25 protein-coding genes are annotated in these 26098 nt (G+C 73.4%); 11 read left to right on the forward strand and 14 right to left on the reverse strand.

The window, feature by feature from the left end:
- Window positions 1-52: 52 nt before the first annotated feature.
- Window positions 53-697 (reverse strand): hypothetical protein, encoded by a 645-nt coding sequence (locus tag ACTWQH_RS04645; protein WP_443285017.1) that lies wholly within the window; start codon window positions 695-697, stop codon window positions 53-55.
- Between the two features lie 277 nt (window positions 698-974).
- Between ACTWQH_RS04645 and ACTWQH_RS04650 the strand changes: the two genes are divergently transcribed.
- Complete coding sequence (locus ACTWQH_RS04650; protein WP_443285018.1) at window positions 975-2123, forward strand: alkaline phosphatase PhoX; 1149 nt, start codon at window positions 975-977, stop codon at window positions 2121-2123.
- A gap of 22 nt (window positions 2124-2145) precedes the next feature.
- On the opposite strand, the gene ACTWQH_RS04655 is transcribed toward ACTWQH_RS04650, so the two are convergent.
- On the reverse strand, window positions 2146-3393 hold the full coding sequence (locus ACTWQH_RS04655) for an MFS transporter (RefSeq protein ID WP_443285019.1): 1248 nt from the start codon (window positions 3391-3393) through the stop codon (window positions 2146-2148).
- Between the two features lie 91 nt (window positions 3394-3484).
- On the opposite strand from ACTWQH_RS04655, the gene ACTWQH_RS04660 reads away from it, so the two are divergent.
- The 3 genes from ACTWQH_RS04660 to ACTWQH_RS04670 all read left to right on the forward strand — a co-directional run bounded on the left by ACTWQH_RS04660 (window position 3485) and on the right by ACTWQH_RS04670 (window position 6391).
- The gene (locus ACTWQH_RS04660) at window positions 3485-4498 is read left to right on the forward strand and encodes a LysR family transcriptional regulator (protein WP_443285020.1); all 1014 of its coding nucleotides are present in this window, start codon (window positions 3485-3487) and stop codon (window positions 4496-4498) included.
- Between the two features lie 69 nt (window positions 4499-4567).
- The gene (locus tag ACTWQH_RS04665) at window positions 4568-5707 is read left to right on the forward strand and encodes an adenosine deaminase (RefSeq protein ID WP_443285021.1); all 1140 of its coding nucleotides are present in this window, start codon (window positions 4568-4570) and stop codon (window positions 5705-5707) included.
- Window positions 5708-6028: 321 nt separating this feature from the next.
- Entirely contained in the window at window positions 6029-6391 is a 363-nt protein-coding gene (locus ACTWQH_RS04670) for an ATP-binding protein (RefSeq protein ID WP_443285022.1), read from the forward strand.
- 24 nt (window positions 6392-6415) lie between these two features.
- Here ACTWQH_RS04670 and ACTWQH_RS04675 read toward each other — a convergent pair whose 3' ends face one another.
- The 4 genes from ACTWQH_RS04675 to ACTWQH_RS04690 form a co-directional block, all read right to left on the reverse strand.
- The gene (locus ACTWQH_RS04675) at window positions 6416-7135 is read right to left on the reverse strand and encodes a VanZ family protein (protein ID WP_443285023.1); all 720 of its coding nucleotides are present in this window, start codon (window positions 7133-7135) and stop codon (window positions 6416-6418) included.
- Between the two features lie 66 nt (window positions 7136-7201).
- Window positions 7202-7918, reverse strand: a complete 717-nt coding sequence (locus ACTWQH_RS04680) for a hypothetical protein (protein WP_443285024.1) — start codon at window positions 7916-7918, stop codon at window positions 7202-7204.
- Window positions 7915-9513, reverse strand: coding sequence for an ATP-binding protein (locus ACTWQH_RS04685; protein WP_443285025.1), 1599 nt, complete (start codon window positions 9511-9513; stop codon window positions 7915-7917). Before ACTWQH_RS04685 ends, ACTWQH_RS04680 begins: the two co-directional genes overlap by 4 nt.
- A 49-nt stretch (window positions 9514-9562) precedes the next feature.
- Entirely contained in the window at window positions 9563-10240 is a 678-nt protein-coding gene (locus tag ACTWQH_RS04690; RefSeq protein WP_443285026.1) for a response regulator, read from the reverse strand.
- A gap of 187 nt (window positions 10241-10427) precedes the next feature.
- Here ACTWQH_RS04690 and ACTWQH_RS04695 point away from each other — a divergent pair, with 187 nt between their 5' ends.
- Complete coding sequence (locus ACTWQH_RS04695; RefSeq protein ID WP_443285027.1) at window positions 10428-11219, forward strand: SigE family RNA polymerase sigma factor; 792 nt, start codon at window positions 10428-10430, stop codon at window positions 11217-11219.
- 172 nt (window positions 11220-11391) lie between these two features.
- On the opposite strand, the gene ACTWQH_RS04700 is transcribed toward ACTWQH_RS04695, so the two are convergent.
- Genes ACTWQH_RS04700 through deoC form a run of 3 tightly spaced genes read right to left on the reverse strand, consistent with a single transcriptional unit; the run spans window position 11392 to window position 14661 of the window.
- Complete coding sequence (locus tag ACTWQH_RS04700; RefSeq protein WP_443285028.1) at window positions 11392-12243, reverse strand: aldehyde dehydrogenase family protein; 852 nt, start codon at window positions 12241-12243, stop codon at window positions 11392-11394.
- Window positions 12236-13687 (reverse strand): aldehyde dehydrogenase family protein, encoded by a 1452-nt coding sequence (locus ACTWQH_RS04705; RefSeq protein ID WP_443285029.1) that lies wholly within the window; start codon window positions 13685-13687, stop codon window positions 12236-12238. The genes ACTWQH_RS04700 and ACTWQH_RS04705 overlap by 8 nt, the downstream gene beginning before the upstream one ends.
- Before the next feature lie 2 nt (window positions 13688-13689).
- Window positions 13690-14661, reverse strand: a complete 972-nt coding sequence (gene deoC / locus ACTWQH_RS04710) for a deoxyribose-phosphate aldolase (protein ID WP_443285030.1) — start codon at window positions 14659-14661, stop codon at window positions 13690-13692.
- Window positions 14662-14767: 106 nt separating this feature from the next.
- Here deoC and ACTWQH_RS04715 point away from each other — a divergent pair, with 106 nt between their 5' ends.
- The 3 genes from ACTWQH_RS04715 to ACTWQH_RS04725 all read left to right on the forward strand — a co-directional run bounded on the left by ACTWQH_RS04715 (window position 14768) and on the right by ACTWQH_RS04725 (window position 17039).
- Window positions 14768-15277 (forward strand): SigE family RNA polymerase sigma factor, encoded by a 510-nt coding sequence (locus ACTWQH_RS04715; RefSeq protein WP_443285031.1) that lies wholly within the window; start codon window positions 14768-14770, stop codon window positions 15275-15277.
- 91 nt (window positions 15278-15368) lie between these two features.
- On the forward strand, window positions 15369-16340 hold the full coding sequence (locus tag ACTWQH_RS04720) for a hypothetical protein (protein WP_443285032.1): 972 nt from the start codon (window positions 15369-15371) through the stop codon (window positions 16338-16340).
- A 54-nt stretch (window positions 16341-16394) separates the two neighbouring features.
- On the forward strand, window positions 16395-17039 hold the full coding sequence (locus tag ACTWQH_RS04725; protein ID WP_443285033.1) for a PH domain-containing protein: 645 nt from the start codon (window positions 16395-16397) through the stop codon (window positions 17037-17039).
- Window positions 17040-17051: 12 nt separating this feature from the next.
- Here ACTWQH_RS04725 and ACTWQH_RS04730 read toward each other — a convergent pair whose 3' ends face one another.
- From ACTWQH_RS04730 to ACTWQH_RS04740, 3 genes are all read right to left on the reverse strand, one after another.
- Window positions 17052-18707: a phospho-sugar mutase gene (locus tag ACTWQH_RS04730; protein WP_443285145.1), complete on the reverse strand. Its 1656-nt coding sequence runs from the start codon at window positions 18705-18707 to the stop codon at window positions 17052-17054.
- Between the two features lie 44 nt (window positions 18708-18751).
- The gene (locus ACTWQH_RS04735; protein WP_443285034.1) at window positions 18752-19555 is read right to left on the reverse strand and encodes a purine-nucleoside phosphorylase; all 804 of its coding nucleotides are present in this window, start codon (window positions 19553-19555) and stop codon (window positions 18752-18754) included.
- An 80-nt stretch (window positions 19556-19635) separates the two neighbouring features.
- Entirely contained in the window at window positions 19636-20076 is a 441-nt protein-coding gene (locus ACTWQH_RS04740; protein ID WP_443285035.1) for a gamma-glutamylcyclotransferase, read from the reverse strand.
- Between the two features lie 151 nt (window positions 20077-20227).
- On the opposite strand from ACTWQH_RS04740, the gene ACTWQH_RS04745 reads away from it, so the two are divergent.
- Window positions 20228-21676 (forward strand): NAD(P)H-quinone dehydrogenase, encoded by a 1449-nt coding sequence (locus ACTWQH_RS04745; protein ID WP_443285036.1) that lies wholly within the window; start codon window positions 20228-20230, stop codon window positions 21674-21676.
- A gap of 156 nt (window positions 21677-21832) precedes the next feature.
- A complete protein-coding gene (locus ACTWQH_RS04750) occupies window positions 21833-22732 on the forward strand; it encodes a DeoR/GlpR family DNA-binding transcription regulator (RefSeq protein WP_443285037.1) in 900 nt (299 codons plus the stop codon).
- Window positions 22733-22788: 56 nt separating this feature from the next.
- Here ACTWQH_RS04750 and ACTWQH_RS04755 read toward each other — a convergent pair whose 3' ends face one another.
- Window positions 22789-24585, reverse strand: coding sequence for an acetyl/propionyl/methylcrotonyl-CoA carboxylase subunit alpha (locus ACTWQH_RS04755; RefSeq protein ID WP_443285038.1), 1797 nt, complete (start codon window positions 24583-24585; stop codon window positions 22789-22791).
- A 383-nt stretch (window positions 24586-24968) separates the two neighbouring features.
- On the opposite strand from ACTWQH_RS04755, the gene ACTWQH_RS04760 reads away from it, so the two are divergent.
- Complete coding sequence (locus tag ACTWQH_RS04760) at window positions 24969-25436, forward strand: hypothetical protein (RefSeq protein ID WP_443285039.1); 468 nt, start codon at window positions 24969-24971, stop codon at window positions 25434-25436.
- On the opposite strand, the gene ACTWQH_RS04765 is transcribed toward ACTWQH_RS04760, so the two are convergent.
- Window positions 25383-26030, reverse strand: coding sequence for a Maf family protein (locus ACTWQH_RS04765; RefSeq protein ID WP_443285040.1), 648 nt, complete (start codon window positions 26028-26030; stop codon window positions 25383-25385). The two genes, ACTWQH_RS04760 and ACTWQH_RS04765, sit on opposite strands and share 54 nt — an antisense overlap.
- Window positions 26031-26098: the final 68 nt, after the last annotated feature.

Raw genomic sequence — 26098 nt, forward strand, 5'->3', positions numbered from 1 at the left:
TCCTACCCAACGCCGACCGGGAAGGGTCCCCGGCCCCGGTCCCGGTCGCCGGTCACCACAGAAGGAGCGCCGCCGCGACGATGCCGAGCGCGGCGAGGGCGACGGCGGCCAGGCAGCAGACGAGGACGGCGGTCGGGACGGTGGTCCAGCCGAGGCGTTCGGCGGCGATGGGCCCGAGCCAGCCCCGGGGGTCGACGGTGACGGCGATGCGGTCGCCTTCGGCCGCGCGCTCCATGGGGCCGCGCATCAGCCAGCCGAGGTCCTCCTCGGTGGCGTGGGAGGCGACGCGGTAGCGGGTCCCCACCCGCTCGCCGTCCTCGGAGAGGGCGGGCTCGGTCTCGACGATGAGGGCCTCGGTCCGCTCGCCGAAGCGCGCGTGATAGAGCTGCGGGCCGGCCAGGGCCGTCGTGATGCCCGCCGCGACCAGCGTGAGGGCGGCGGTGCCGAGGAAGACGCGCAGTGCGGTGAAGATCGGGCCGGAGCCGGAGTCCAGTCCCTCCGTCGCGTGCATGTACGGGACCACCAGGGCCCCGGCGGCCAGCAGGAGCAGCGTGAGCAGGATGCCGGTGCCGGACCAGGACCCGGCCGTCTGGAGCGCCCAGCCGCCGATCACCACGTACGCCACCAGCCAGCTCGCCAGCAGCGCGCACGCGCCCACGCACAGCAGCGAGAACAGCCACAGCTTCCGCATCCTCATCCCCCTCGCACACCATCTTCGGCGATAGGCCGCGGACTCGGCGGCGACGGCCGCTGGTGGCGCGCGGGGGCGCGGGGCGGCGCGGGGCGGACATCTCGCGCCCCTGGCTTGGGAGAGTCTTCGGACCGGGGATCGCGGATGTTCGTCCCGGCGTCACCCACCCGCCCGGTAGGCCAACGCCCTTGCCACCAGAGTTCATTGGGGCATGCCTTATCCGCTGATCTTGGCGGTCCTACGCTCACCGTGGTCCTCATCGAACCACCCCAAAGGAGGAGTTATGGACCGTCGGAACTTCCTGCGCGGTGCCGTCGTCGGCAGCGGCGCGGTAGCTCTCGGTTTCACCATGACGCCCGAGTCGATCGCCTACCCCGCCCAGACCGGCCCCAGCCCGTACGGACCCCTCCAGGCCGCCGACGCCAACGGCATCATGCTGCCCTCCGGCTTCACCAGCAGAGTCATAGCGCGCTCCACCCAGACCGTCTCCGGCACCGGCCACGTCTGGCACAGCGCGCCCGACGGCGGGGCCTGCTTCGCCGACGGCACGGGATGGATCTACGTCTCCAACGCCGAGATGGGCAGCGGAGCGGGCGGCGTCAGCGCGCTGAAGTTCAACAGCAGCGGCACGATCACCAACGCCTACACCATCCTCTCCGGCACCACCCGCAACTGCGCGGGCGGCGCCACCCCGTGGAACACCTGGCTGTCATGCGAGGAGACCACGGGCGGCTTCGTCTACGAGACCGACCCCTTCGGCAACAACGCCGCCGTGCGGCGCGGCGCGATGGGGCGTTTCAAGCACGAGGCCGCCGCCTGCGACCCCGACCGCAAGGTCATCTACCTCACCGAGGACGAGGGCGACGGCGCCTTCTACCGCTTCGTGCCCACGACGTGGGGCAACCTCGGCTCCGGCACGCTCCAGGTGCTGACCGAGTCCGGCGGCACTCTCGCCTGGGTCACCGTGCCCGACCCGGACGGCAGCCCCACCGCCACCCGCAACCAGGTGGCGAACACCAAGCGATTCAACGGCGGCGAGGGCTGCTACTACCGTGGCGGCACCTGCTTCTTCACCACCAAGGGCGACAACCGCGTCTGGGCGTACGACGCGGCCGCCAACACCCTCGTCATCGCCTACGACGACAGCCTCACCCAGAACCCGCCGCTGACGGGCGTCGACAACATCACTGGCGACGTCTCCCACGGCGACCTCTACGTCGCCGAGGACGGCGGCAACATGGAGATCTGCATCATCACGCCCGACGACATCGTCGCACCCTTCCTGCGGATCACCGGCCAGAGCTCCTCGGAGATCTGCGGGCCGGCGTTCAACCCGGCCGGGAACCGGCTGTACTTCTCCTCGCAGCGCGGCACGAGCGGGAGCAGCAGCGGCGGCATCACCTACGAGGTGACGGGGCCGTTCCGGGCGTAGGCACCAGGCGACGGCGGCGGCCTCAGGCCGCCGTCGTCAGCGCGCGCCGGCGCACCGCGTGGGCGCGCGCCGTGGCGTAGAGGGTGATCGCCGCCGTCGCGGCGAGCGCGACCAGGGCGAAGACGACCAGGCCGCCCCAGGCCGCGTGGCGGAAGATCACCGACCCGGCCGTGCCGCCCAGGCTGGCGCCCAGGTAGTACGCCACCTGGTACAGCGCCGAGGCCTGCGCCCGCCCGTGGCTGGCCGCCCGGCTCACCGAGCCGGAGGCCACCGCGTGGCCGAAGAAGAAGCCGCCGGTGATCAGGACCAGGGCGGCCAGCACCACCGCGAGGTTGTCCACCAGGCTCAGCAGCAGCCCGGCCACCACCGTCACGATCGCCGCGTACAGCGCGCCGCGCCGGCCCAGCCGGTCCACCATCGGGCCGGTCACCGAGGACGAGCCGGTGCCCACCAGGTAGATCACGAAGACCGAGCCGACCAGCCCGGCCGACAGCCCGAAGGGCTCCTCGACCAGCCGGAAGCCGATGACCGTGTAGACCGCGCTGAACGCCGCCATCAGCAGCAGCCCGATCAGGTACAGCCGCAGCAGCAGCGGCTGCCCGAGGTGGGAGCCGACGACGCGCAGCGCGACGCGCGGCCGGATCGAGGCGGGGGCGAAGTGCCGGGGGGCGGGCAGCAGCAGCCGGTAGGCGAACGCCGCGGCCAGCGCCATCGCCGCCAGCGCGCCGAGCGCCGCGCGCCAGCCGAAGCCCTCGGCGACCCAGCCGGTCAGCACCCGGCCGGACATGCCGCCCACGCTGTTGCCCGCGATGAACAGCCCCACCGCGCCGACCGTCGCCCGCTTGGGCAGCTCCTCGGACAGGTACGCCACGGCCGAGGCCGGGATGCCGGCGATGGCCGCGCCCTGGAGGCCGCGCAGCGCGATCAGCGTGCCCAGGTTGGGCGCGAGGGGCATCAGCAGCGCCAGCGCCACGGCGACGCCGACCGAGGCAGTCATCACCTCGCGGCGGCCGAAGCGCTCCGAGAGCGTGCTCAGCGGCAGCACCGCCGCCGCCAGGCCCAGGGTGGCCGCCGACACGGTCCAGCTCGCGATGTCCGCGTGGACGCCGTAGGCGGCGGCGATGTCGGGCAGCAGCGCCTGGGTGGAGAAGAGCATCGCGAAGGTCGCCACGCCGATGGCGAACAGCGCGAGGTTGATGCGCCGGTGGGCATGAGAGGCAGAGGCCCTCGCTGCGGCAACGGCGGGAGCCTCAATAGTTGCTGAGGACATGCATCTAACCTAGGGCGCCGCGTTTCATGCGTCCAATGCATGATGATGGAAAAAACGATGCTCTGACGCATAAGCAGAGGTGAGGTGCGCCATGTCATCCCCGCGCAACGGAAAAGACATCCGTGTAACAACGGTCACAGCGGATAAGTCAGGCAAAGCCGATCTCTTCGACCTCTCCGACCTCTCCGGCGAGTCGTGGGCGGCGCTGCTCACGCCCCGCCTCGCGCAGTTCGCGGGCGTGGCGCGCCACGAGCACATCACCGCCGCCGCCCGCGAGCTGGGCGTGCCGCAGTCCACCCTCAGTCGCGCCATGGCCCGCCTCGAGGCCGACCTCGGCGTCTCCCTCCTCGCCCGCCACGGCCGCACCGTCTCCCTCACCCCCGCCGGCCGCGCCTTCGCCCGCTCCGTGGAACGCGCGCTCGCCGAGGTCGCGCGCGCAGCCGAGTCCGTGCGGGCGGACGCCGACCCGGCCGTCGGCAAGGTGGCGTTCGGCTTCCTCCACACCATGGGCCCGGAGACCGTGCCGGAGCTGATCCGCGAGTTCCGCACCGACCACCCCCGGGTCCGCTTCGCCCTCGTCCAGAGCTACGGCGAGGACATGATCGAACGCATGCGGGCGGGCGAGCTGGACCTGTGCCTGACCTCGCCCATCCCCGACGACCCCGACCTCGTGACGCGCCGCCTCGGCGAGCAGCGGCTGTTCCTCGCCGTGCCCGAGGGCCACCGGCTCGCCGGGCGCCGCCGCGTGCGGCTGGCCGAGGCGGCCGAGGAGCCGTTCGTCACCCTCGAGGCCGCCTACGGCCTGCGCCGCCTGACCGACTCGCTGTGCGAACAGGCCGGCTTCAGGCCCAGGATCGCCTTCGAGGGCGAGGAGCCGGAGACGCTGCGCGGCCTGGTCGCGGCCGGCCTGGGCGTGGCGTTGCTGCCGCCGCCGACCGTGCCCCGGCCCGGCGTTCACGACCTGACCGTCATCGCGCCGCCGCGCGCGGTCCGCGAGATCGGGGTGGCCTGGATGGCGGGCCACCCCGACTCCCGGCCGGTCGCGGACTTCAAGCGGTTTCTGCTGGGCGAGCAGGGGCGGGCGCGGGTGGTGGCCCGTCCGTAGGGCAGGCGGGGTGCCGGCAGCCACGCCGCCGCAGGCGATGTCTACGCGCGTAGGAGATAGGGTGTCGGCGTGAGCTCCCAGTCCTCTGCCCCCACCTCCCCCGAGGCGCCCCCGCCGCCGACGGAGGAGCAGATCCGCCGCGCCCCCAAGGCGCTGCTCCACGACCACCTCGACGGCGGGCTGCGCCCGGCCACCGTCGTCGACCTCGCCCGTGAACAGGGCTACGCCGCGCTGCCGGAGACCGATCCCACCCGGCTCGGCGCCTGGTTCCGCGAGGCGGCCGACTCCGGCTCGCTGGAGCGGTACCTGGAGACCTTCACCCACACCGTCGGCGTCATGCAGACCGCCGAGGCCCTGACCCGGGTCGCGGCCGAGTGCGTCGAGGACCTGGCCGAGGACGGCGTCGTCTACGCCGAGGTGCGGTACGCCCCCGAGCAGCACCTGGCGGGCGGCCTGACGCTCGAGCAGGTCGTCGAGGCGGTCAACGAGGGCTTCCGGCAGGGCGAGCGGCGCGCCGCCGGGGCCGGGCGGCGCATCCGCGTGGGCGCGCTGCTGACGGCGATGCGGCACGCCGCCCGCGCCCTGGAGATCGCCGAGCTCGCCAACCGCTACCGCGACCTCGGCGTCGTCGGCTTCGACATCGCCGGCGCCGAGGCGGGCCACCCGCCCACCCGGCACCTGGACGCCTTCGAGTTCCTCAAGCGGGAGAACAACCACTTCACCATCCACGCGGGGGAGGCGTTCGGACTGCCCTCGATCTGGCAGGCGTTGCAGTGGTGCGGGGCCGACCGCCTCGGCCACGGGGTGCGCATCATCGACGACATGGACGTCGCCGGGGACGGCACCGTCAAGCTCGGGCGCCTGGCGGCGTACGTCCGCGACAAGCGCGTGCCGCTGGAGCTGTGCCCGACCTCCAACATCCAGACGGGAGCCGCCGGTTCGTATGCCGAGCACCCCATCGGGCTGCTGCGGCGGCTGCGCTTCCGCGCCACGGTGAACACGGACAACCGGCTGATGAGCGGCACCAGCATGAGCGCGGAGTTCGGGCACCTGGTGGAGACCTTCGGGTACACCCTCGACGACATGCAGTGGTTCACGGTCAACGCCATGAAGTCGGCGTTCATCCCCTTCGACGAGCGGCTGGCGATGATCAACGACGTGATCAAGCCCGGGTACGCGGAGCTGCGGGCGGAATGGCTCTTCCGCTGATTTCCCGGCGGGCGTCAATGTAATGAGGGCCGAGTTCATTCCTTGAGATGAACGTCGCGCGGTGGGGAATGACGCCGGTCGGCACGGAAAGGATGGTTCGAGGTGCGGGCCGGCGCCGCCTCGTCGGCCCGCCCGCCCTTCTTGACCTGCGTCGATGTGCCTTCGGGGGAGAGCGTTGCGCGCCGGGCGCTATGCGCGGGGCCAGGCGGGTTACGGACGGCGGCACGCATTTCGATTCATTGCGGTGCCGCCGGGCCCTGGCTACCGTCACGTCTCGCCGCTCGAAAAACCTTCAGTACCCCACCCAAGGACGTAGTTGTGATGAAGCAGGCAACCGTGAAGACTCTGGGCGCGGCCGCACTGGGCGCCGCCATCGCCGCCACCGGCGCGGGTTCCGCCTCCGCCGTGGGCCTCGACGGTGTCCAGGACACCGCCGGCAACCTGGTGCGCACCCTGCCCGTGGAGGAGACCGCGGACGATCTGCCGGGGGAGAGCGGTGAGATCGTCAAGACGGGCACGGAGGTCCTCACCGGCGAGAACGCCGAGCTTCCGCTGGCCTCCGACGCCCTGTCCCACACCACGCAGGGCGAGTCCAGCACCAGCAGCAGCACCGACCCCAACCAGCTGCTCGGCGGCCTGCCGGTTGGTGAGCTGACGGGCGGCGGTCTTCCCCTCCCGCTCTGAGGCTCCGAGCGCCCGCTCAACCGCTCAACGCGACAGGGCCGCGCCCCGCATCCCGTGGGGCGCGGCCCTGTCGCGCGAGGCCACGGTCCCGCCGCCCAGCCCGCCGCCGGCGCCTCCGCCGTGGTTGCCGCCCTGGCCGCCGTTGGCGCCGTTGCGCCCGCTGTGCTTCCGGTGGGCCCGCGCGGGCGCGGCGGCGTCACGGGAGCCGAGGGCGGCCGTGGGCGAGCTGCGGTCGTTCAGGGTCAGGGCGCGCAGCCCGCCGTAGGCGATCAGGTGCGTCAGCGCGATCCCGACGGTGTTGAGGATGATCGTGTCCACGTCGGCGACCCGGCTGGGCACCAGGGACTGAATCCACTCGATGAGCAGCGCGATCATGCCGCCCGCGGAGACGGTGCGGCCGAGCGAGACGAAGCGGCTGCCGCCCAGCCGCCTGCCGAGCAGCGGCAGCAGCACCCCGAGCGGGGCCAGCCGCAGCAGGCCGCTGCCGATGGTGCGCAGCGCCGCCTCGGGGCCCTGCCGGATGTCGGAGCTGATCGTGTCGAAGGGCTCCAGGTTGGCGGGGGAGACCCACAGCACCGACAGCGGACGCAGCGACTGCCAGGCGACGAACGCCAGGTACGCCGCGAGCAGCAGGAGGGCGGCCACCCGGACTCGGGGATGGACGCGCACGTCGTGGCCGGGGCCGCCGCGCTCCCGGTGCGCCGGCCTGGAGGGCTCGGCCGAGCCCGCGGGATGTTGCCGCACGGATTCCAGGACGCATGCGCCGCGGGGGCGGTTCCGTCGCCCGGCCGCGGGTGATGAGGCTCACCCTCACCCCGTGGGGTCCTGCCCCGCCTCGCCGGATCCGTCTGACTGTTCCTGCGTCTGTTCCTGCGTCTGTTCCTGCGTCTGCTCCTCCTCGCCGTGCGGCAGGGGCGGCAGGTCGTGCTGAGTGCCCTCGCCGGGGACGGCGCCGGCCACCGCGGTGCAGGGGATCTCCTTCGGGGTCTCGCTCGACGAGCCGGGCGGGCCGCTGAGCACGGCCGACTGGCCGTTGCCCAGAGGCTCGCTGTGGGCGAAGGTGCAGACGATCTGGAAGAGCGCGTTCAGCGGGAGATCGCCCGGGCCCCTGCTGAGCTGGAGGACGGGCATGGCGCCGGGGCCGGTGCCGTAGGTCTCCCCGGGCGGGCTCGAGACGTTCAGGTCCGAGGGCACTTCGGTGCGGAACCCCGCCTCCTCCTCCTCGTTGGCCGGGTCGCTCTGCAACTCCGCCAGCAGCGCCCCGGCGATCCGGCCGGGGCCGCCGCCGGGCTCGACGGCCCGGGGCACGGGCGCCACCTGCGAGCCGCAGAGCAGGAAGACCTCGGCGCCGCCCCCGTCCTCGGCCGGCGCGTCGCAGGTGGCGCGCGTCGGCGCGGGGCCGCCGTCGACCGGCACGTCGGTGGTCCTTATGCCGCAGCCGGCGACGGACGCCGTCAGCAGCAGCGCGGCCGGGATCGCGGCCGGCAGGGCGTAGCCGCGCCCCGCTCGCGGCCTGGGCACGTTCACGAGACGCCCTCCTCCGCCGCGGCCTCGCTGCCGTTCCGTTCGCCCTCGCGGTTGTCGCCGTCGTCGCGCTCCGGCTCGTCGCCGGGCGGCCGGGCCTCGCGCGGCAGCCGCAGGGTGAAGACGGCGCCGCCGCCGGCGGCGTTGCGCGCGCTGATGTCGCCGCCGTGCAGGTGGGCGTTCTCCAGCGCGATCGACAGGCCCAGGCCGCTGCCGTCGGAGCGCGGCCGCGAGGCGCTCGCCTTGTAGAACCGGTCGAAGACGTGCGGCAGCACGTGCTCCGGGATGCCGGGCCCCCGGTCGGCGACCTCGATCACCACCTCCTGCCGGTCCTCGTGGTCCTCCTCCCGCACCGAGACTCGCACCGGCGAGCCGCCGTGCTTGAGGGCGTTGCCGATCAGGTTGGCCAGGATCACGTCGAGGCGCCGGGGGTCGACCCGGGCGATGATGCCGCGCTCGGCGTGGAGTTGGACCGCGTCCAGCCACGCCCGGTCGTCGATGCAGTGGGTGACCTGGTCGGCGATGTCCACGTCGTCCAGCACCATCTTCGCCGTCCCGGCGTCGAAGCGGGTGACCTCCATCAGGTTCTCGACCAGGACGTTCAGCCGCCGCGTCTCGCTGACCACGAGCTGCACGGCGGGCGCGACCATCGGGTCGAGGCTGTCGACCTCGTCCTCCAGCACCTCGGTTACGGCGGTGATGGCGGTCATGGGCGTACGCAGCTCGTGCGACATGTCCGCCACGAAGCGGCGGGACGCCTCCTCGCGCTCGCTCAGCTCCTCCACGCGGCGTTCCAGGGACTCGGCGGCGCTGTTGAAGGAGCGCGTCAGCTCGGCGAGTTCGTCGGCGCCGCGCACCTGGAGGCGGGTGTCGAGCTTGCCCTCGCCCAGCCGGCGCGCGGCGTCGCTCAGCCGCTGCACGGGGCGCAGCACGGTGGTGGCGGCGGCCTGGGCCAGCAGCACCGAGCCGATCACGGCCAGGGCGGTGGCGATGCCGAGGGACCAGGCCAGCGAGTTGAGGTCGTCGCGCTCGGCGGTGAGGGGGGCGAGCATGTAACCGGTGGGGCCGTCGCCGAGCACCTGGGATCCGGCGACGAGGTAGGGGTCGCCGCGGATCTCCTTCCGCAGCCAGTAGAGGTGGTACGGCGTGCCGTTGCCGTCGTCGCGCCGGTCGTGGACCGCCTCGGTCAGGGAGCGCGGCACCATGCCGAGGCGGAAGATCATCGGGTTGGACTCGGCGGTGCAGCCGTCGGCGGCCTCGCCGTGGAGGCCGGGCGAGCCGGTGAGCTCCTCGTCGACGAGCACCACCTGGTAGTTCTGGGTGGTGTCGGTCATGACGGAGGCCATCTCGCGCAGGTCGTCGCAGGTGGGCTGGTCCGGCAGCGCTCCGGCGTTGTCGCCCAGCTCCTTGCGGAAGTCGTCGAGCGCGGCGTTCTGCGCCCGGGTGAGCACGGCGTCCCGGTTGAGCCAGTAGGCTATGCCGGCCACGGAGACGGCGGCGACCAGCGCCACCAGCGCGAAGACGGTGACCAGGCGCAGGCGCAGGCTGGTGAGCCGCAGTGCGCCGCGCAGCCGGCCGCTTAGTGCCCCGCCGCTCACTTGCCGTCACGCCCCCGCGTACGCCGCGTACGCCGACCCCGGCAACGCCTCACGAGGGCGCGTCCAGCCGGTACCCCACGCCTCGCACGGTGCGGATGAGCTTGGGGGAGGAGGGGACGTCCTCCACCTTGGCGCGGAGCCGCTGGACGCAGGCGTCCACGAGGCGGGAGTCGCCGAGGTAGTCGTGCTCCCACACCAGGCGGAGCAGCTGCTGCCGGGACAGGGCCTGGCCGGGGCGGCGGCTGAGCTCCAGCAGCAGCCGCAGCTCGGTCGGGGTGAGCTGGAGGTCTGTGCCGTTCTTCGTCACGGTCATGGCGGCGCGGTCGATGACGATCGAGCCGAAGGTGGCGGAGTCGTTGGCGTCCCGCTCGCCACGCCGCATCACCGCGCGGATGCGGGCGTCGAGCACGCGGCCCTGCACCGGCTTGACGACGTAGTCGTCGGCGCCCGACTCCAGGCCCACGACCACGTCGATGTCGTCGCTGCGCGCGGTGAGCAGGATGATCGGCAGCTGGTCGGTGCGGCGGATGCGGCGGCAGACCTCGAAGCCGTCGATGCCGGGCAGCATCACGTCCAGCACGATCAGGTCCGGGCGTTGCTCGCGCAGCAACTTCAGGCCGTCCTCGCCCGACGCGGCGGCCACCACGCGGTGGCCCTGGCGCGTCAGGCTCATCTCCAGGGCGGTGCGTACCGCCTCGTCGTCCTCGATCAGCAACAGGAAAGCCACGCCGGACATTGTGACCCATGGAGCGTCCGGAATTCGACCGTCCTGTCGATCGGGCTCCCGGAAGGGTGGGGCGACCCCTGTGACAGCGCTGTGACAGTCGGCGGACTCGGCCATGAAACTGGCCGTGCACTGTATTGCCCACGGGATCACCCGAGAGCACGGACGGACTCCATGAGGGGGAGCGGGCATGAGCGTCGCACGGCACGGCACTACCGACACGGCAGCCGGTACCACGCGCGCACACGCCCCGGTGGTTCCCGTCCGGTGCGGGGAGAAGTCCGGTGTCGCGAACAGGCTTGGGGGTCGTCGCGGCATCGGACACCAGCGCCCCGCACACCTCACGGCCGTGGTCCCGGCGGGGGGACACCGGGGGAACGGGGGAACGGGGGGAAACGGGGGAAACACCGGGGGGAACGGCACGTACAGGGAGAACGGGGGAGCGCGGCGTCAGGGGGGCACGGAGGCGGAGTTCACCGCCTACGTGCAGGAACGCCGCGCCTCCCTGTACGCCACCGCCTACCACCTGACCGGTGACCGGCACGAGGCCGAGGACCTGCTGCAGAGCGCGCTGCTGTCCACCTACCGCGCCTGGGACCGGATAACGGACAAGGCGGCATTGGGCGGCTATCTGCGGCGAACCATGACGAACCTGCACATCAGCGCGTGGCGGCGGCGAAAGCTGAACGAATACCCCACCGAGGAGCTGCCCGAGGCGCCGGGAGAGCAGGACACGATGCGCGGCACCGAGCTGCGCACCGTGCTCTGGCAGGCGCTGGCGCGGCTCCCCGAGCAGCAGCGGACCATGCTGGTGCTGCGCTACTACGAGGGGCGCACCGATCCGGAGATCGCCGACACGCTCAACATCAGCGTCGGCACCGTGAAGAGCAGCATCTGGCGCACCCTGCGCCGGCTGCGCGAGGACCAGGCGCTCAGCCTCGGCCGCGACCAGGAGGAGTGTTTCGGCGAGTTGGTCGCCTGACGGGGGATTCGGGGGACACGGGGGATACGGGGGACGCGGGAAACCCGAGGGATGGGGACACGGGGAGACCGGGGGAAGCACGGGGGAGCGGGGGAAGGCGCGGGGTCCTGCCGATCGGGGGGTTCGGCGGGACCCCGCGCACCGCTGTCCAGGGCCTTCACCTCCCCGTCCTTCACGTCCCCATGGGGTGCCAGACCGTCTTCGTCTCCAGGAATGCCAGCAGCCGCCCGGTGCCCGGGTCGGCCGCCCAGTCCTCCTCGGCGTGCTGCCCGTTCAGCTCGGTCGCAGTCGGCCTGCGGACCCGCTTCAGCGTCTCGGCGGCGCTCGCCTCCAGCTCCGTGGCCAGCTCCGGGTCCGCGCCCGCGCCCGTCAGGTCCACGGCGTTCACGTCCTGGTGCGCGGCCAGCGGCCGGGCCAGCTCGGGCGTGCGGCCGGAGAGGATGTTGACCACGCCGGGCGGCACGTCGGAGGTGGCCAGCACCTCCGCGAGGGAGAGCGCGGGCAGCGGGTCCGCCTCGGCGGCCACGACCACGGCCGTGTTGCCGGTGACGATCACGGGGGCGAGGACGGACACCAGGCCGAGGAGCGGGGAGCGCTGCGGCGCGAGGACGGCGACGACGCCGGTCGGCTCGGGGGTGGAGAGGTTGAAGTACGGGCCCGCGACCGGGTTGGCCGCGCCCGCGATCTGCGCCACCTTGTCCGACCAGCCCGCGTACCACACCCACCGGTCGATGGCCGCGTCCACCTCCTCGCGCGGGAACTGCTCGCGCCGGTCCTGCATCATCTCCGCGACGCGGTAGAGGATCTGGCCCCTGTTGTACGCCGTCGCGCCCGACCAGCCGGGGAACGCCTTGCGCGCCGCCACGACGGCGTCGCGGGCGTCCTTGCGCGACGCCAGCGGGGCGTTGGCCAGCCAGTTGCCGTCGGCGTCCGTCACCTCGTACACTCGCCCGCTCTCGGATCGCGGGAACTTTCCCCCGACGAACAGCTTGTAGGTCTTCAGAACCCGGAGTCGTTCAGACATCGAGGTACGCCTCCAGACCGTGGCGGCCGCCCTCGCGGCCGTATCCCGACTCCTGGTAGCCGCCGAACGGCGAGGCCGGGTCGAACCTGTTGAAGGTGTTGGACCACACGACGCCCGCGCGCAGCCGGGACGCCATCCACAGCATCCGCGAGCCCTTCTCCGTCCAGATCCCGGCGGAGAGGCCGTAGGGCGTGTTGTTGGCCTTCGCGACCGCCTCCTCGGGCGTGCGGAAGGTGAGGACGGACAGCACGGGTCCGAAGATCTCCTCGCGGGCGATGCGGTGCGCCTGGCTGACGCCGGTGAAGAGCGTGGGCGCGAACCAGTACCCGGAGGAGGGCAGTTCGCAGGGCGGGGACCAGCGCTCGGCGCCCTCGGCCTCGCCGGCCGCCGCCAGCTCGCGGATGCGGGCGAGCTGGGCGGCGGAGTTGACCGCCCCGATGTCGGTGTTCTTGTCCAGTGGGTCGCCGAGCCGCAGCGTGGCCATGCGCTGCTTGAGGGCGTTCAGCAGCTCCTCGGCGACCGACTCCTGCACCAGCAGGCGGGATCCGGCGCAGCACACGTGGCCCTGGTTGAAGAAGATGCCGTTGACGATGCCCTCCACCGCCTGGTCGAGCGGGGCGTCGTCGAAGACGATGTTGGCCGCCTTGCCGCCGAGTTCGAGGGTCAGGCGCTTGCGGCTGCCGGCCACCGCGCGGGCGATCCGGCGGCCGACCTCGGTGGAGCCGGTGAACGCCACCTTGTCGATGCCGGGATGGTCCACCAGCGCGGCGCCGGTGGTGCCGTCGCCGGTGACGATGTTGACCACGCCGGGCGGCAGGTCCGCCTGGCGGCAGATGGCGGCGAAGCGCAGCGCGGTGAGCGGCGTGGTCTCGGCGGGCTTGAGGACCACCGTGTTGCCGCAGGCCAGGGCGGGGGCGATCTTCCAGGCCAGCATGAGGAGCGGGAAGTTCCACGGGATGACCTGGCCGGCCACGCCGAGGGGGCGGGGGTCGGGGCCGTGGCCGGCGTAGCGCAGCTTGTCGGCCCAGCCGGCGTAGTAGAAGAAGTGCGCGGCGACGAGGGGGATGTCGACGTCGCGCGACTCGCGGATCGGCTTGCCGTTGTCGAGCGACTCCAGGACGGCCAGCTCGCGGGAGCGCTCCTGGATCAGGCGGGCGATGCGGAAGAGGTACTTCGCGCGCTCGGCGCCGGGCAGGGCCGACCAGGCGGGGAACGCCCGGCGTGCGGCGGTCACGGCCGCGTCCACGTCGTCGGCGCTGGCGTGGGCGACCTCCGACAGGACCTCCTCGGATGCGGGGGAGACGGTCTTGAACACCCGGCCCTCGGCGGCCTCGCGGAAGCCGCCGCCGATGAACAGGCCGTGGGACGGGGCGATGTCGACGATCGCGAGGGACTCGGGCGCGGGGGCGTACTCGAAGGCGTTCTCCGGGGTGTTGTGGGCCATGGTCAGTCCACCGTCACGTAGTCGGGGCCGGCGTAGGCGCCGGTGCGCAGCTTGTGACGCTGCATCAGCAGGTCGTTCAGCAGGCTGGAGGCGCCGAACCGGAACCACTCGGGGGCGAGCCAGTCCGCGCCGGCCGTCTCGTTGACCAGCACCAGGTACCTGATGGCGTCCTTGCTGGTGCGGATGCCGCCGGCGGGCTTGACGCCGACCTGCCGGCCGGTGGCGGCGCGGAAGTCCCGCACGGCCTGGAGCATCAGGAGGGTGTTCGCGTGGGTGGCGTTGACCGCGACCTTGCCGGTGGAGGTCTTGATGAAGTCGGCGCCCGCGAGCATCGCCAGCCAGGAGGCGCGGCGGATGTTGTCGTAGGTGGCCAGCTCGCCGTTCTCCAGGATCACCTTCAGGTGGGCGCGGCCCGCGCAGGCCTGGCGGACGGCCGCGATCTCCTCGAAGACCGTCATGTAGCGGCCGGAGAGGAAGGCGCCCCGGTCGATGACCATGTCGACCTCGTCGGCGCCCGCCGCCACGGCCTCGGCGGTGTCGGCCAGCTTGACCGAGCGGGCGGCGCGGCCGGCGGGGAAGGCGGTGGCGACCGAGGCGACGCGGATGCCGGCGCCGCCGCTCGTGCCGGACGCGCCGGACGCGGCCAGGGCCGCCTTCGCCGTGGCGACCATGTCGGAGTAGACGCAGACGGCCGCGACGCGCGGGACGGCGGGGTCGGTCGGGTCGGGCCGGGCGGCCTTGGCGGCGAGGGCGCGCACCTTGCCGGGGGTGTCGGCGCCCTCCAGCGTGGTGAGGTCGATCATCGATATGGCCAGGTCGATGGCGTACGCCTTGGCCGAGGTCTTGATGGAGCGGGTGCCGAGCGCGGCGGCGCGCGCCTGGAGGCCCACCGCGTCGACCCCGGGCAGGCCGTGCAGGAAGCGGCGCAGTGCGGCGTCGGAGGCGGTCACGTCCGCGAGGTCCGTGGTGGTCACCAGGCCAGCATATCCGCGTCTCTACGCGCGTAGGAGACCGCGTGCGTGTGGGCTGGGCAACCGAATCGGGCGAGGTGGTGGTCAGGAGGGTGAGGGGGTGCCCCAGATGAAGGCAGAAGACGAAGAGCAATATCAGGAGTTCGTGCGCAGCAGGTGGCAGCGGCTGCTGAGAACGGCGTATCTGCTCACGGGTGACCGGCACCTCGCCGAGGACCTGACGCAGACCGCGCTGGCCAAGGCGTACCGCTTATGGCACCGGGTGCGCCGCAGCGACAACCCGGACGCCTACGTCCGGCGCATCCTGGTCAGCTGCGACAAGGACCGCTTCCGCAAGCGGCGGGTGCCCGAGCACCTGACGGACACACCGCCCGACGTCGCGACGGCGGAGGACGACATGGCGCGCGTGGACCAGCGGGCGCTGCTGGCGGCCGCGCTGGCGCGGCTGCCGCGCCGGCAGCGAGCGGTCGTGGTCCTGCGGTACTGGGAGGACCTGTCGGAGGCGGAGGTCGCCGAGACGCTCGGCTGCTCGACCGGCACGGTCAAGAGCCAGGCGGCCAAGGCCCTGTCCAAGCTGCGCGCCGTGCTGCGGCCCGTTCCAGCCGCGGCCCCTTCCTGACGCCCGAGCCACTCCTGAGACCGAGCCAGAGCCGCTCCGAGACCGAGTCGTTCTGACACCGAGCAATCCCGAGCGAGGAGGGATTCCTGCCATGCCCGACAACGACATGACCAGCCAGTTCAATCCGGACGGACCGGGCGACACGCCGATGGAGGCCCAGCTTCGGCAGCTGCTCGCCGACCGGGCCGGCGGGCTCGCCCCGCCCGAGACGCCGTACGCCACGATCCTGCGGCACGGCAAGGCCGCACATCGCCGGGGGAGGATCGCGCTGGGCGCCGGGGCCGCCGTGCTGGCCGCGGCCGTGCCGGCCACCACCGTCGCGGTGGGCAACCTCTGGCCCGACGAGCAGGAGCCCGAATCCACCCTCCCGGCCCTCCCCACCCCCTCCAGGGAGGAGACCCTGGCTCCGGCCGAGCCGCCGGAGGCGCGGGGCCCGTCCGATCCGGAGCGCCAGCTGCTGGACGGCTTCACCCTGGAGGAAGCGCGCGCCCATCTCGACACGTGCATGGGCGAGGACCCCTGGGCAGCGGCCGAGGCCGAGGCCCGGGGGGACGAGACCCCTCCGCCGTTGCACGCCGGGGACTTCCGGATCCTGCTCGCCTGGGTCAGCCAGGGCGATGAGAACGTCGGCATGGAGCCGCAACGCCGGGTGCTCGCCGTCACCGACGACCCCGAGGCATCCCCCTACGTCCAGCTGGTGTGCACCGGCACGGGCATGCAGTCCTCGGGGGGCGACGGCCGCCCCGCCCCGGACAACGGCCTGGCGGTCGAGCCCGATGCCAACGCCGGGCGGTACCACATTCCCCCCATGATGGGTGAGTGGGAGCTGCCGTTCCGCTGGGCTGACTTCGGCGTGGTCTCCCCGGAGGTCGAGCGCGTCACCGTGACGTACGCGGGCGAGACCGAGGATGCCGTCATCGAAGCCGGGTACTACGTGGTCGCGGGCATAGCCGAGGAGTGGCCACGGGTGCGCCCCGTGATCACGGGGTACGGCGCCGACGGCGAGGTGCTCTACGACTCCCGCGAGGATCCGACGTACCCGCAGGACCCGATAGAGCCGTAGGGCGGCCACACGGGCGCGTGTCGGCCGGCCCGGGCGTCCGGCAGAATCGGAAACATGAGTGAGCCCCTGAAATACGCCGACCGCACCTACCGCTCCGGCTCCGCCCTGGTGGCGGGGGTGCTGCTGCTCGGCCTCGCGGGCTGGCTGGGCGGAGACGCGGTGCTCCGGGGCGACGGGCGCACGCCGGTGACGGCGCTGTCGACGCTGCTCCTCGCGGTGCCGCTGGTCGTGGCCTTCACGCTGCGGCCGGCGGTCTTCGCCGGGGACGAGCGGCTGCGGGTGCGCAACCCTTTCCGCACGATCACCGCTCCCTGGGGGGCGGTGGAGTCCATCCAGGCGCGGTACTCGTGCGAGCTGATCGCCGACGGCACGAAGTACCAGATGTGGTCGATCCCGGTCTCCCTGCGCGCCCGGAACCGCGCCAACCGCCACAACGAGCAGCTCGCCCGGGGCGAGTCGCCGCGCGGCGGGCTGCTCGGCCTCTCCGGTTTCGGCGGCGGCGGCCTGGACCCGCAGCAGGACCCGACCGAGAAGACGGCCCCGTCGGACGCGGCCGTGGCCGAGCTGCGGGAGCTGGCCGAGCGCCACGCCGAGGAGGAGAAGGCCCAGGGCCCGGTCACGGTCCGCTGGTCCTACGAGATCCTGGCCCCGCTGGCCGCCGGGGCCGTGGCGCTGCTGCTGCTCTGGCTCACCGCCTGAGCGCGAGCCGGCTCACAGGCCCAGCGCCTCGGACAGGGCGGACTTGAGGGCCGCCAGGGTTGCCGACGCCTCCGACCGGGCGTCGGCGAGGGCGGCCGCGTCGCGGACCGGCGTGGCCGTCTCCAGGTAGCACTTGAGCTTGGGCTCGGTGCCGGACGGGCGGACGATCACGCGCGCGGCGTCGAGGGTGTAGCGCAGCGCGTCGGTCGCCGGGAGAGAGCCGGAGCCCTCGCGCAGGTCGTCGGCGCGGCGGACGGGCAGGCCGGCGAGCTCACGGGGCGGGGTGGCGCGCAGGCGGCGCATCGCCTCGGCGATGAGGGACAGGTCCGCGACCCGCACCGACAGCTGGTCGGTGGTGTGCAGGCCGTGGGCGAGCGCGAGCTCGTCGAGGAGGCCGGCGAGCGTGCGGCCGCGCTCCTTCAGGTCGGCGGCGAGCTCGGCGGCGAGGAGAGCGGCGGTGATGCCGTCCTTGTCGCGCACGCCGTCGGGGTCGACGCAGTAGCCCAGCGCCTCCTCGTAGGCGTAGCCGAGCCCGGGGACGCGCGCGAGCCACTTGAAGCCCGTGAGGGTCTCGGCGTGGGGCAGGCCGGCCGAGGCGGCGATCTTGCCGAGAAGGGAGGAGGAGACGATCGAGGTGGCGAAGGTGCCGCGCACGCCCTTGGCGACGAGGTGGGCGGCGAGCAGGGCGCCGAGCTCGTCGCCGCGCAGCATCCGCCAGCCGTGGGGGCCGGGGATGCCGACGGCGCAGCGGTCGGCGTCGGGGTCGTTGGCGATGACCAGGTCGGGCCCGGGCCGGGCGGCGTGGGCGGCGGCCAGCGCCAGGTCCATCGCGCCGGGCTCCTCCGGGTTGGGGAAGGCGACGGTGGGGAAGTCCGGGTCGGGCCGGGACTGGGCCGGGACCTCGATGGGCGCGGGGAAGCCCGCGCGGGCGAAGGCGGCGTTCAGCACGTCCTGGCCCACCCCGTGGAGCGGCGTGTAGACGGTTGTGGTGGTGCGCGGCGAGCCGGGCGTCAGCGGCGCGGTGGCGCGGTCCAGGTAGGCGTCGACGATGTCCTGGCCGAGGAGCTCCCAGCCCTCCTCGGGGCGGGTCACGTCGGCGAGCGGGCCGACGTCGGCGATCTCCGCGGCGATGTCCTCGTCCACGGGCGGCACGATCTGACTGCCGTCGCCGAGGTAGACCTTGTAGCCGTTGTCGCGCGGCGGGTTGTGGCTGGCGGTGACGGCCACGCCGGCGACCGCGCCGAGGTGCCGCACGGCGAACGCCAGCACCGGCGTGGGCAGCGGCCCGGGCAGCAGCGCGGCCCGCAGCCCGCCGCCCGCGCCGGTGATGACGGCGGCCGTGTCGCGGGCGAAGGTGGCGCTGTGGTGGCGGGCGTCGTGGCCGATGACGACGAGGCCGGGGGTGCCGGCGCGTTTCGTCAGGTAGGCGGCGAGCCCGGCGGCGGCGCGGATGACGACGGCGCGGTTCATCCGCATGGGGCCGGCGCCCATCTCGCCGCGCAGCCCGGCGGTGCCGAACCGCAGCGTGCCGGAGAAGCGTTCGGCCAGCGCGGCGGTGTCGCCGGCGTCGAGCAGGGCAGCGAGTTCGGCCCGGGTGCCCGGGTCGGGGTCCTCGGCGAGCCAGGCCCGCGCGCGGGCGGTCAGCTCCGCGGTGGCGGCCTCGTCCACCTCGTCCACGGTGGTGCCTCCTGTCAGCTCCGGGGCCTTCGGGTTCAGATTCTGCCGAGGACGCGGGCCAGCAGCGAGCCCATCCGGGCGGCCGAGTCGCGGCCCGCCTGGAGGACCTCCTCGTGGTTGAGGGGTTCGCCCGTCAGGCCGGCGGCGAGGTTGGTGACCAGCGAGATGCCCAGCACCTCCGCGCCCGCCTCGCGGGCGGCGATCGCCTCCAGCACCGTGGACATGCCCACCAGGTCGCCGCCGATCGCGCGCACCATGCGGATCTCGGCGGGCGTCTCGTAGTGCGGCCCGGGGAACTGCACGTAGACGCCCTCCTCCAGGGAGGGGTCGATCTCCTTGCACAGGGCGCGCAGCCGGGGCGAGTACAGGTCGGTGAGGTCGACGAAGTTGGCGCCGGCGATGGGGGAGGCGGCGGTCAGGTTGATGTGGTCGCTGATGAGGACGGGCTGCCCGACCCGCATGCCCACGCGCAGTCCGCCGCAGCCGTTGGTGAGCACCACCGTCTTGCAGCCCGCGGCGACCGCGGCCCGCACGCCGTGCACCACGGAGGCGACGTCGCGCCGCTCGTAGTAGTGGGTGCGGCCCAGGAAGACGAGCGCCCGGGTGCCGCCCAGCGCGTAGGAGCGGACGGTGCCCGCGTGGCCCTTGACGGCCGGCGGCGCGAAGCCCGGCAGCTCGGTGATGGGCAGCTCGTGCTCCGGTTCTCCGAGCGCTTCGGCGGCGGGGACCCACCCGGAGCCCATCACGAGGGCGACGTCGTGAGCGGCCACGCCGGTCAGCTCTCGCAGCCGGACGGCGGCGGCGGTCGCGTTGGCGGCCGCGTTGTCAGATGCGTTCACGCGCTGAGCCTAACCGGTCGAGCCCTACGCGCGTAGAAGGCCTCCGGCGGGCCGGGTCCGGTCTCTCCCGCGCGTCCGACTCAGCAGGGGCGCTTGCGGAGTTCCATGACGTAGTCGTGAGGGGCGCCGCCCGACTCGGCGGCGTCGGCGATCTCGCCGAGGTAGCGGGCCGAGGGCAGGCCGCCCTCGTAGGCGTTCAGCACATAGACCCAGGCCGGGAGGTCGCCGTCGAGGGTGTGGACCCTGACGCGGGTGCGGCGGTAGATGCCGAGGCCCACGCCCTCCCAGCGGTCGAGGTGGTCCTCGTCCATGGGGGCGATGTCGTACAGGGCGACGAAGACCGCCGAGGGCGGGGCGTCCTCCACGATGGTGGCCAGCGCGCCCTCCCAGCCCATCTCCTCACCGCCGAAGGTGAGCCGCCATCCGGTGAGCCAGCCGGTACCGCGCAGCGGCGAGTGCGGGGCGCGGCGGGCCATCAGCCGGGCGTCCAGGTTTCCGGCGTATGCGGCGTAGAGCGACATGCACCTGAGCGTACGGGAGGGGCAACGATGTCCGTATGAGCCGCCTGGTGTCACAGGGCCCCGGCCCGGGGCGCCGCCCCCCGGCTCCCGGGGGGCGCGGAAAGGGCGGGCGGGTGCGGGAGGCGAAGCGGCCGTAGGCCACACTGGAAACGTGACTCGAATCGTGATCATTGGTGGCGGACCCGGAGGCTACGAGGCGGCGCTGGTGGCGGCGCAGCTCGGTGCGGAGGTGACCGTCGTCGATCGCGACGGCCTGGGCGGCGCCTCCGTGCTCACGGACTGCGTGCCGTCGAAGACGCTGATCGCCACCGCCGAGGTGATGACCGGCTTCGACTCCTCACGGGAGGAGCTGGGCATCGAGCTGGACTTCGACGGCGACGGCATCGGCGACCAGGTGCGCGGGATACAGGTCGACCTGGGCAAGGTCAACCGCCGGGTGAAGCGGCTGGCGCTGGCCCAGTCGCAGGACATCACCGCCGCCGTCACCCGCGCCGGCGTGCGGGTGCTCCGCGGGCGCGGGCGGCTCAGCGCGGGCCAGGCGCCGGACGGTTCGCGCCGGGTCACGGTGACCGGGGAGGACGGCGCCCCCGGTCAGAGCGAGGAACTGGTGGCCGACGGCGTGCTGGTCGCCACCGGCGGCCACCCCCGGGAGATCCCGGACGCGCGCCCCGATGGCGAGCGGATCCTGAACTGGACGCAGGTGTACGACCTCGCCGAGCTGCCCGAGGAGCTGATCGTGGTGGGCTCGGGCGTGACGGGCGCGGAGTTCGCCGGCGCGTACCAGGCGCTGGGCTCCCGCGTCACGCTGGTCTCCTCCCGCGACCGGGTGCTGCCCGGCGAGGACTCGGACGCCGCCGCCGTGCTGGAGGACGTGTTCCGCCGCCGGGGGATGAACGTGATGGCCCGCTCCCGGGCGGCGGCGGCCAAGCGGGTCGGCGGCCGGGTGGAGGTCACCCTCACCGACGGCCGGGTCATCTCCGGCACGCACTGCCTGATGGCGGTCGGCGCGGTGCCGAACACCGCCGGCATGGGCCTGGAGGAGGCGGGCGTCAAGCTGTCCGGCTCCGGCCACATCGTCACCGACAAGGTGTCGCGCACCTCCGCACCCGGGGTGTACGCCGCAGGCGACTGCACTGGCGTGCTGGCGCTCGCCTCGGTGGCCGCGATGCAGGGCCGGATCGCGATGTACCACTTCCTGGGCGACGCGGTCACGCCGCTGGACCTGGGCACTGTCTCGGCCAACGTCTTCACCGACCCGGAGATCGCCACCATCGGCTACAGCCAGGAGGACGTGGCCGAGGGCCGGATCGACGCGCGGGTGGTGAAGCTGCCGCTGCTGCGCAACCCGAGGGCGAAGATGCAGGGCGTGCGGGACGGCTTCGTGAAGCTGTTCTGCCGGCCGGGCACCGGGATCGTGGTCGGCGGGGTCGTGGTCTCCCCCCGGGCCAGCGAGCTCATTCATCCGATTTCGATCGCGGTGGACAACTCTCTGACGGTCGAACAGATCGCAAAGGCGTTCACCGTGTACCCGTCTCTGTCCGGCTCGATCGCCGAGGCCGCGCGCCAGCTGCACACCCGTAAGACGGACGACGAACAGTAGGCACTGGTCAGCGCTGGTGTCGCCAGACGGGCGCCCGGCCCCTATATCACGCCGGGGGCGTGCGTGCATCAACTTCGGTAATTCCCCGCAACCTGCTGAAACCAGATGGTCGTTGGGGTTACTGTCGGTTCCGTGTTCGCTGCAGAACGTCGTCAGATGATTCTCGAAATGGTGCGGGCCAACGGGGCCGTGTCGCTCCGTGAGCTGGCCCGCGTAGTCCAGACCTCAGAAGTGACCGTGCGGCGCGACGTGCGCGCCCTGGAGGCGGAGGGGCTGCTGGACCGCAGGCACGGTGGCGCCGTCCTCCCCGGGGGCTTCACGCGCGAGTCCGGCTTCCCGCAACGGGCCATGGCCGCGACGGCCGAGAAGGCCGCCATCGCGGAGCTCGCGGCCGGGCTGGTGCGCGACGGCGAGGCCGTCGTCGTCGGCGCCGGCACCACCACCCAGGAGCTCGCCCGCCGCCTCGCCCGCGTCCCCGGCCTCACCGTCGTCACCAACTCCCTGCTCGTCGCCCAGGCACTCGCCCACGCCAACCGCGTCGAGGTGGTGATGACCGGCGGCACGCTGCGCGGCTCCAACTACGCCCTGGTGGGCAGCGGCGCGGAACAGTCGCTGCACGGCCTGCGCGTCAGCCGGGCGTTCATCTCCGGCGCCGGGCTCACCGCCGAACGCGGCCTGTCCACCTCCAACATGCTCGCCGCCAGCGTCGACCGGGCGCTGGTGCGCGCGGCGGCCGAGGTCGTCGTGCTGGCCGATCACACGAAGCTGGGCACCGACACCATGTTCCAGACGGTGCCCACGGAAATGATCGCCCACCTGGTGACCGACCAGCCGCCGCCGGAGTGCGACAAGGCCGGGACACAGCTGGAGATGCTGGCGGACAGCGGGATGCGGATCTCGGTGGCCGGGCAGGCGCCGGCGGTGGGCGGCAAGCCGGGCGGCCTGCCGCCGGGCGCCGGGGGCGCGGGCGAGGGACCCGCCGGGCGCCGGGAGCTGCCGCTCCCAGGCCCGCGCGTGGCGCCCCACCCGCGCAGCGCGGCGGCGCGCCTGCGGTAGGTCCTGGCGGCTCCGCCCCCAGCCCCCCGGCGGGGAGGCTGGAGGGCGGGAGCCCGTCAGCCCTTGATCTCGCAGATCACCGCGCCGGCCGAGAGGGAGCCGCCGACTTCGGCCTTCAGGTCGGCGACCGTGCCGGCGCGGTGGGCGTTGATCGGCTGCTCCATCTTCATCGCCTCCAGGACCACGATCAGGTCGCCCTCGGCCACCTCCTGGCCCTCGGTCACGGCGACCTTCACGACCGTGCCCTGCATCGGCGAGGCCAGCGCGTCACCCGAGGCGGCCGCCACGCTGCGCCTTCCACCGCCCTTGCGCCGCGCCGGCTTCGCGCCGCCCGCCACCGCCGCCCGCGCCAGCGGCATCGCCAGCGTGGCGGGCAGCGACACCTCGAGCCGCTTGCCGCCGACCTCGACCACCACCGTCTCGCGCGGAACGCCCTCCTCGCTCTCGGCTCCGGCCCCGGCGCCCGGGGCGGTGCCGCCGAACGGCTCGATGGTGTTGACGAACTCCGTCTCGATCCACCGGGTGTGGACGTCGAACGGCTGGCCCTCCCGGCCCGTCACCTCGGGCGCGAACGCCGCGTCGGCCACCACCGCGCGGTGGAACGGCAGCGCCGTCGCCATGCCCTCCACCCGGAACTCGTGCAGCGCCCGCGCCGCCCGCTGCAGGGCCTGCTGCCGGTCCGCGCCGGTCACGATCAGCTTCGCCAGCAGGGAGTCCCACGCCGGGCCGATCACCGAGCCGCTCTCCACGCCCGTGTCCAGCCGCACCCCCGGCCCGCTCGGCGGCGCGAAGGTCGTCACCGTGCCGGGCGCGGGCAGGAAGTTGCGCCCGGGGTCCTCGCCGTTGATCCGGAACTCGAAGGAGTGGCCGCGCAGCGGCGGGTCGTCGTACCCCAGCTCCTCGCCCTCCGCGACGCGGAACATCTCCCGGACGAGATCGATCCCGGTGACCTCCTCCGTCACGGGGTGCTCGACCTGGAGGCGGGTGTTGACCTCGAGGAAGGAGATCGTGCCGTCCTGCCCCACCAGGAACTCGCAGGTCCCGGCGCCGACATAGCCGGCCTCCCTCAGGATCGCCTTCGAGGCGCGGTACAGCTCGGCGTTCTGCTCCGGCGACAGGTAGGGCGCCGGGGCCTCCTCCACCAGCTTCTGGTGCCGCCGCTGCAGCGAGCAGTCGCGGGTGGAGACCACCACCACGTTCCCGTGCTTGTCGGCCAGGCACTGCGTCTCCACGTGCCGCGGCCGGTCCAGGTACCGCTCGACGAAGCACTCGCCGCGCCCGAAGGACACCTGCGCCTCGCGCACCGCCGAGTCGTACAGCTCGGGGATCTCCTCCAGCGTGCGCGCCACCTTCAGGCCGCGCCCGCCGCCGCCGAACGCCGCCTTGATCGCGATCGGCAGGCCGTGCTCCTCGGCGAACGCCACCACCTCGTCCGCGCCGCTCACCGGGTCCTTGGTACCCGCCACCAGCGGCGCCCCGGCCCGCTGCGCGATGTGCCGGGCGGCGACCTTGTCGCCCAGCGCGCGGATCGCGTCCGGCGGCGGCCCGATCCAGGTCAGCCCTGCGTCCATCACCGCCTGGGCGAAGTCGGCGTTCTCGGACAGGAATCCGTAGCCGGGGTGCACGGCGTCGGCGCCGGCGTCGGCCGCTGCCTTGAGCACCTTGTCGAAGTCCAGATAGCTGGCCGCCGGCGTGTCACCGCCCAGGGCGAACGCCTCGTCGGCGGCACGGACGTGAACGGCGTCGCGGTCCGGCTCCGCGTACACGGCGACGCTGGCGAGACCCGCGTCCCGGCATGCCCGGGCTACGCGAACGGCGATTTCGCCACGGTTGGCGATGAGCACCTTGCGCACTATGGCTCCCTCCTCGGAACAAGCCGAGTTTAGGTACTGGCGACACCCCGCAACGAGTCGCCCACAGGAGTGACCCTGCCGGCGCGCCGCTTCCCGGGTGGGCGGGCGGTGGCGCGAAGGGGCGCGTGGTGGCGTCGCGATCCGCTGCTGGCCTTGCGTTTCCAAGGTACGCGCCCCGATTGCGTTTGCCTTGAGATTGGCCACGGCCTCGGTTAACTCCGGCAGTCCGACACAGGACTGCGCCATGCGCTTTGTGGAATTCCCATAACTCGCGGGCGCATTATTTGCGCCCGGGCCCGTCGGGCACCCCGGCGGCCGCGCGGGTGCGCGAGGTTGCTTCCAGGGTCTTGCCGCGCGGTCTACCCAGCAGTAGCGTGCGCGGCGTGAACCGGGGCAGACGATGCGTGGCGGCGACGGCCGCGGCCGTCGTGCTGGCCGCGGGCGTGGTGGTCGGCATGGTGCACCTCGTCCTCGGCATGGCCGTGGACCGGCAGGAGATGGAGGTGGCCGGTCTCTCCACGACGGCGATGAGCCTCAGCACCTGGACCGCGGGCGGGCTGCTGGCGGCGTTCCTGCTGCTGTGCGCCGGCCTGCTGGGGCGCACCTGCGTGACCGACCGGCCGCCGGGCCGCGGTGTCCGGGCGCTGCTGGTCGGCGCCGCCGCGCTGCACGCGGTGCTCGCCACCCTCGCCGTGGGCCTGGCGGGCTGGCTGGTCTTCGGGGGCCTGATGCTGGTCTTCGGGCTCATCCTGCTGACGCTGACGCTGTACCCGTCGGCGCCAGCGGCGTCCACGGCGTCAGGTCCACAGGTCGGTGATGGCGACGCCGAGCTCGGCGAGCAGCCCGCGTAGCAGCGGCAGCGACAGGCCGATCACCGTGCCCGGGTCGCCATCGATGCCGTCGATGAACGGCGCCGACCGGCCGTCGAGCGTGAACGCTCCCGCAACATGGAGGGGTTCGCCCGAGGCCACGTAGGCGGCGATCTCCGCGTCGCTCGGCTCCCCGAACCGGACCGTGGTGGCGGCGACGCCGGAGGCGCGGCGCCCGCCCGCCGCCGTGTCGATCACGCAGTGCCCGGTGCGCAGAACGCCGGACCGGCCGCGTATGGCCTTCCAGCGCGCCGTGGCGTCCTCGGCGTCCGAGGGCTTGCCGAACGCCACGCCGTCCACGTCCAGGACGGAGTCGCAGCCGACCACCAGCGCCCCGGCCGCGTCCTGGCGTTCGCTCACCGCCGCCGCCTTCGCTTCGGCCAGCAGCAGCGCCAGCTCTGCGGGCGTGTGGGCGGCGTCGCTCAGGGCCTCCTCGTCCACGCCGCTGACGATCACCTCGGGCGCGAGCCCGGCCTGCCGCAGCAGCCCGAGGCGCGCGGGCGAGGCGGAGGCCAGGATGAGGCGCGGAGCGGGGCGTCGCGTGGGGTGTGCGGGGGGTGCGGGGGCGTCGCTCATGGCCGTCAGCGTAACGCCGGGGGCGGGGGTCCGGGGTCTCCGGCCCCGGACCCCCGCCCACCCACGCC

The sequence above is a fragment of the Streptomyces sp. 6N223 genome (assembly GCF_052246635.1).
Taxonomy (GTDB): Bacteria; Actinomycetota; Actinomycetes; order Streptomycetales; family Streptomycetaceae; genus Streptomyces.

Bases quoted from the DNA above. Each gene is read 5' to 3' on its own strand.
- ACTWQH_RS04725 (WP_443285033.1), top strand. From the start codon at position 16,395: ATGAGTGAGCCCCTGAAATACGCCGACCGCACCTACCGCTCCGGCTCC.
- ACTWQH_RS04715 (WP_443285031.1), top strand. From the start codon at position 14,768: ATGAAGGCAGAAGACGAAGAGCAATATCAGGAGTTCGTGCGCAGCAGG.
- ACTWQH_RS04750 (WP_443285037.1), top strand. From the start codon at position 21,833: ATGATTCTCGAAATGGTGCGGGCCAACGGGGCCGTGTCGCTCCGTGAG.
- ACTWQH_RS04655 (WP_443285019.1), bottom strand. From the start codon at position 3,393: ATGTCCTCAGCAACTATTGAGGCTCCCGCCGTTGCCGCAGCGAGGGCC.
- ACTWQH_RS04695 (WP_443285027.1), top strand. From the start codon at position 10,428: ATGAGCGTCGCACGGCACGGCACTACCGACACGGCAGCCGGTACCACG.
- ACTWQH_RS04670 (WP_443285022.1), top strand. From the start codon at position 6,029: ATGAAGCAGGCAACCGTGAAGACTCTGGGCGCGGCCGCACTGGGCGCC.
- ACTWQH_RS04645 (WP_443285017.1), bottom strand. From the start codon at position 697: ATGAGGATGCGGAAGCTGTGGCTGTTCTCGCTGCTGTGCGTGGGCGCG.
- ACTWQH_RS04705 (WP_443285029.1), bottom strand. From the start codon at position 13,687: ATGGCCCACAACACCCCGGAGAACGCCTTCGAGTACGCCCCCGCGCCC.
- ACTWQH_RS04700 (WP_443285028.1), bottom strand. From the start codon at position 12,243: ATGTCTGAACGACTCCGGGTTCTGAAGACCTACAAGCTGTTCGTCGGG.
- ACTWQH_RS04650 (WP_443285018.1), top strand. From the start codon at position 975: ATGGACCGTCGGAACTTCCTGCGCGGTGCCGTCGTCGGCAGCGGCGCG.
- ACTWQH_RS04720 (WP_443285032.1), top strand. From the start codon at position 15,369: ATGCCCGACAACGACATGACCAGCCAGTTCAATCCGGACGGACCGGGC.
- ACTWQH_RS04660 (WP_443285020.1), top strand. From the start codon at position 3,485: ATGTCATCCCCGCGCAACGGAAAAGACATCCGTGTAACAACGGTCACA.
- ACTWQH_RS04765 (WP_443285040.1), bottom strand. From the start codon at position 26,030: ATGAGCGACGCCCCCGCACCCCCCGCACACCCCACGCGACGCCCCGCT.
- ACTWQH_RS04740 (WP_443285035.1), bottom strand. From the start codon at position 20,076: ATGTCGCTCTACGCCGCATACGCCGGAAACCTGGACGCCCGGCTGATG.